A 4,205-nucleotide genomic window follows, 5' to 3' on the forward strand; every position below is an offset into this window, starting at 1 on the left:
CCCCCCCCCCCCCCCCCCCCCCCCCCCCCCCCGCTCCTCAGGCGCGGGTGCCTTACAGCGCGCCGTTCTGCCAGGGGCCCCAGATCGCGTACGTGCGGGCGAGAACCGGGTTCGCGACCGTTCGCGTCTCGCCCTGGTTGTTCACGAACAGGTAGCGCCCGTCCGGGCTGAAACACGCGCCGGCCCACTCCTTTGCTGTCGAGAAGGTTCGATGCGAAGTCGAAGATCTCGCCGTCGACGGTCAGGCCTCGCAAGAACTGCTCGTCGTTCGGCGAGTCCTCGCAGGAGCAGACCACCTCGCGGCCTGAACGTGATGTTGTCCGGGAACGACAGCATGGCAACCCACTCGGTCGGAAGGGCCTCACCGACCGTCTGGCCGGTACTCGTGTCGTAGTTCGGTGCACCTTTCGCCTTGAGCATCTGGAGCTTCCCGCCGAGTGCGAGGTCGCCGCGACGCCTCGGTATGAAGCGATAGAAGCCTGAAGGGCCGTTGTCCTCGGTCTCGTAGACGAAGCCCGTTCCGGGGTCCACGACGAGCGCCTCGTGCGAGAACCGTCCCATTTCCTTGTACGGGATGGAACCGATGTCGTCGATCGAGTGAGGGTTGGGTTAACTCTCAGAGCGCACCCCGCCACCCGTCGGATCGCACAATGGCAAGCGAACTTCCCACAACGTTCATCTCTCGTTCACCTTCGCCATGAAGACCGTTCATGAGCGCCCTTTATGTTCTCCTCGGATGGACGACCACTCCGTCGGACAGATCCCCACACCCGCGGACCCGCTCGGGGCCGCCGGCCTGTCCCCGGCGGCCCGCTCCGCGGCCCGGACGGCCCTTCCGGCGAAGCGAAGGAATAGGGGGGAGACAGGATGAGGCACAGAAGTCAGTCGTGGAAGCTCGTAGGGGCGCTCTTTGCCCTCGCTGTGGTGGCGGCCGCCTGCGGTGGAGATGATGCCCCTGGTGGGAGCGGCCTCACCGGCCAGATCCGAATCGATGGTTCCAGTACCGTCACACCGCTCATCGCGCTTGCGGCCGAGGACTTCGAGACAGCGAATCCTGGTGTGCAGGTACCGGTTGGCACCTCCGGCACCGGCGGCGGCTTTGAGAAGTTCTGCAACGGAGAGACGGACTTCTCGATGGCGTCCCGAGCGATCAAGGACGACGAAGTGGCGCTCTGCAAGGCGAAAGCGATCGAGCCGCTGGAGCTGATCGTCGCCAACGACGGCCTTTCCGTGGTGGTTCACCCAGAGAACACCTGGGCGAAGTGCCTCACCGTGGAGCAGCTCAATAAAGTCTGGGAGCCGGGAAGCAAAGTCAACAACTGGAACCAGATCGATCCGTCCTTCCCCGATCAGAAGTTGACTCTCTACGGGGCCGGGTCGGATTCTGGGACATTCGATTACTTCACGGATGCGATCAACGGTGAAGAAGGCGCGACACGAACCGACTACAACCCCACCGAGGACGACAACGTCACGGTGACCGGTGTGGGCGGAGACAAGGGTGCCATGGGCTACTTCGGCCTGTCGTATCTCCTCGAGAATCCAGGCAAGATCAAAGGCGTCGAGATCGACGGCGGAGACGGCTGCGTCGCGGCGAACACCGAGACCGTGCAGAACGGGACGTACAAGCCCCTTGGCCGCGCCCTGTTCATCTACACGAAGGCAGATGCCGCCAAACGCCCCGAGGTCAAGGCATTCGCCAAGTACTACTTCGACAACCAGGAGGCCATAACAGAGGAGGCCCTATTCGTCCCCCTCACGGCCGAGCAGGTCACGAAGGCGCGAGCGGATCTGGATAGGATCTCAGCGGTTTGATGATCTCCAACCCGTTGCTTCCCTCCGCCCACCTCCGTCGGAGGCGGAGGATCGAGCGGGTCGTTCGATGGTCCCTGTCCTCGGTGGCGCTGGTTTCGGTTCTGGTGACAATCGCCATCGCGCTGTCCCTGCTTCGGCCGGCCATCGAGTTCTTTCGCGAGATCCCGATCGGTGAGTTCTTCAGCGGAACCACGTGGGCACCGCTTTTCGTCCCCGCGCGGTTCGGCGTGTGGCCCTTGATAACCGGCACGCTTCTCATCATGGTGATCGCCGTGCTCGTGGCCGTTCCATTCGGTCTCGGAGCGGCCATCTATCTCAGCCAGTACGCCTCGCCCCGAGTACGCGGAATAGTCAAACCGGTCCTTGAGATCCTGGCCGGGATACCGACCGTCGTCTTGGGCTTCTTCGCCCTCTATTTCGTCACCCCTGAGATCGTTCAGCGGTTCTGGCCCTTCGGAAGCGTCGGGACCTTTTCGGCGCTCTCCGCCGGGCTCGTGGTCGGCATCGCGATCCTGCCCGTCATGGCGTCGTTAGCCGAGGACGCCATGACGGCGGTTCCGACCTCACTCCGAGACGGCGCGTTTGCGCTCGGCGCCACCAGACGCGAGGTCAGCACCAGGGTCATATTCCCTGCCGCTCTTTCGGGGATCGTAGCGGCCGTCGTCCTGGCGCTTTCGCGTGCGATAGGAGAGACGACGATCGTGCTCATGGCCTCTGGCAGCAACCCCAGGTTCACGGCAGACCCGGGGCAAGGCGTCCAGTCGATGGCATCGTTCATCGGCTTTGCTGGGATCGGGGATCTACCCACCGGATCGACGGGGTACAAGACCATCTTCGCTGTGGGACTGTTGCTATTCGTGATCACTTTCCTGCTCAACATGATGAGCGTGCGGATCGTACGTCGATTCAGGCAGGCATACGAATGACCACCGTCGACATCACGGCCGATGAAGGGTCCCGATCGCTCCAAGCCGGGATAGGCTCCGGCCGTCGTTTGCGCGACGGTGTCTTCCGGGTGCTCATCATCCTCAGCGTAGGCGTCGCACTCGCGACGCTGTTCACGCTTCTGATCGACGCATTCTTGACCGGACGGCCTCGGCTGAACGCTGATCTGGTGCGGAATATGCCGTCCGCCCGCCCAACTCGAGCCGGCCTTCAGTCGGCCATCTTCGGGTCGTTATGGTGCGTGGGAATCACCGCCGCGTTGTCACTGCCCCTTGGGGTCGGTACCGCCGTCTACCTCGAGGAGTTCGCTCCCCGCAACAAGTGGTACGTCCGTTTGATCGAGCTCAACATCCAGAATCTCGCGGGGGTGCCGTCGGTGGTCTTCGGCATCCTCGGGCTGGCTTTCATCGCGCGGGGGCCACTGTCCTGGGGCTTCACCGTAGGCACCGGGGCCATGGTGCTCACGATCTTGGTCCTGCCGATGGTCATCATCGCTTCTCGTGAAGCGATCCGGGCCGTCCCACCGACCCTTCGAGACGGCTCGCTCGCACTCGGCGCCACGCAATGGCAGACGATCTGGCGGCAGGTCTTGCCGGCCGCCGTCCCGGGGATCGCGACCGGGAGCATCCTTTCCGTCTCACGAGCCCTGGGCGAGTCGGCTCCGTTGCTGCTCTTGGGAGCCCTCACCTTCGTCACCTTCAATCCGACGGGACTCGACAGCGGCTACACAGTCCTTCCTCTGCTGATCTTCAAGTACGCGTCCGACGCCAAGGCCGAGTTCCACGTTGTCGCTGCTGCTGGGATCATCCTGCTCCTGGTCGTGCTCCTCGCGCTGAACACCACCGCGATCCTGGTTCGCAACCGGTTCCAAAAGCGACGTTACTGATCAGGGTCATGCTTCGAGGGGGAGTGGTGGGTGAGCCGAGCACTTGCTGCGCGAGCCTCACTCAGTACCGCATCCCCATCGGGCACAGGCGTGCGGGATGAGACGGACCGAAGCCGAGGGGAGGAAGGAGACCGTAGGGGTGGCCACAACCGAGGCAACGATGAAGGAAGACGCCGAACCTGGCAGTATCTTCGGCGTGCATATCGAGGTCGGCAGTCAGGCCGAGCAGAACGTCCCCGAGGGCCGGGAGGTTGTCTTCCGGCTGGAACAGGTTTCGGTTGCCTACGACGGCATGGATGCGGTGCGTGGGGTGACCATGGACGTCCCGGCCAATCAGATCACCGCCATCATCGGGCCGTCCGGCTGCGGCAAGAGCACGCTGATCCGCACGTTCAACAGGATGAACGACCTGATCCCATCAGCCCGCGTGGGGGGAAAGGTGCTCTATCACGGACAGGATCTCTACGGTCCTGCAGTGGATCCGGTTCAAGTGCGTCGGCGAATCGGCATGGTGTTCCAGAAGCCCAATCCATTCCCGAAGTCGATCTTCGACAACGTG

At 63.4% G+C, this 4,205-nt stretch carries 5 protein-coding genes; 4 read left to right on the forward strand and 1 reads right to left on the reverse strand.

The window, feature by feature from the left end; translation table 11 throughout:
- Positions 1-141: 141 nt before the first annotated feature.
- Complete coding sequence (locus tag WEB06_04600; GenBank protein ID MEX2554893.1) at positions 142-594, reverse strand: alkaline phosphatase PhoX; 453 nt, start codon at positions 592-594, stop codon at positions 142-144.
- 273 nt (positions 595-867) lie between these two features.
- Between WEB06_04600 and WEB06_04605 the strand changes: the two genes are divergently transcribed.
- The 4 genes from WEB06_04605 to WEB06_04620 form a co-directional block, all read left to right on the forward strand.
- Positions 868-1,815 carry a PstS family phosphate ABC transporter substrate-binding protein gene (locus WEB06_04605; protein MEX2554894.1) on the forward strand — a complete coding sequence of 316 codons (948 nt, stop codon included), beginning with the start codon at positions 868-870 and terminating at the stop codon, positions 1,813-1,815.
- A 104-nt stretch (positions 1,816-1,919) separates the two neighbouring features.
- The gene (gene pstC / locus WEB06_04610; GenBank protein MEX2554895.1) at positions 1,920-2,741 is read left to right on the forward strand and encodes a phosphate ABC transporter permease subunit PstC; all 822 of its coding nucleotides are present in this window, start codon (positions 1,920-1,922) and stop codon (positions 2,739-2,741) included.
- A complete protein-coding gene (gene pstA, locus WEB06_04615) occupies positions 2,738-3,646 on the forward strand; it encodes a phosphate ABC transporter permease PstA (protein MEX2554896.1) in 909 nt (302 codons plus the stop codon). The genes pstC and pstA overlap by 4 nt, the downstream gene beginning before the upstream one ends.
- Before the next feature lie 139 nt (positions 3,647-3,785).
- Positions 3,786-4,205, forward strand: a 420-nt coding sequence (locus WEB06_04620; protein MEX2554897.1) for an ATP-binding cassette domain-containing protein, incomplete at its 3' end; no start/stop codon positions are given.

Source organism: Actinomycetota bacterium, from assembly GCA_040905475.1.
In the GTDB taxonomy this organism is placed as follows: Bacteria; Actinomycetota; AC-67; order AC-67; family AC-67; genus DATFGK01.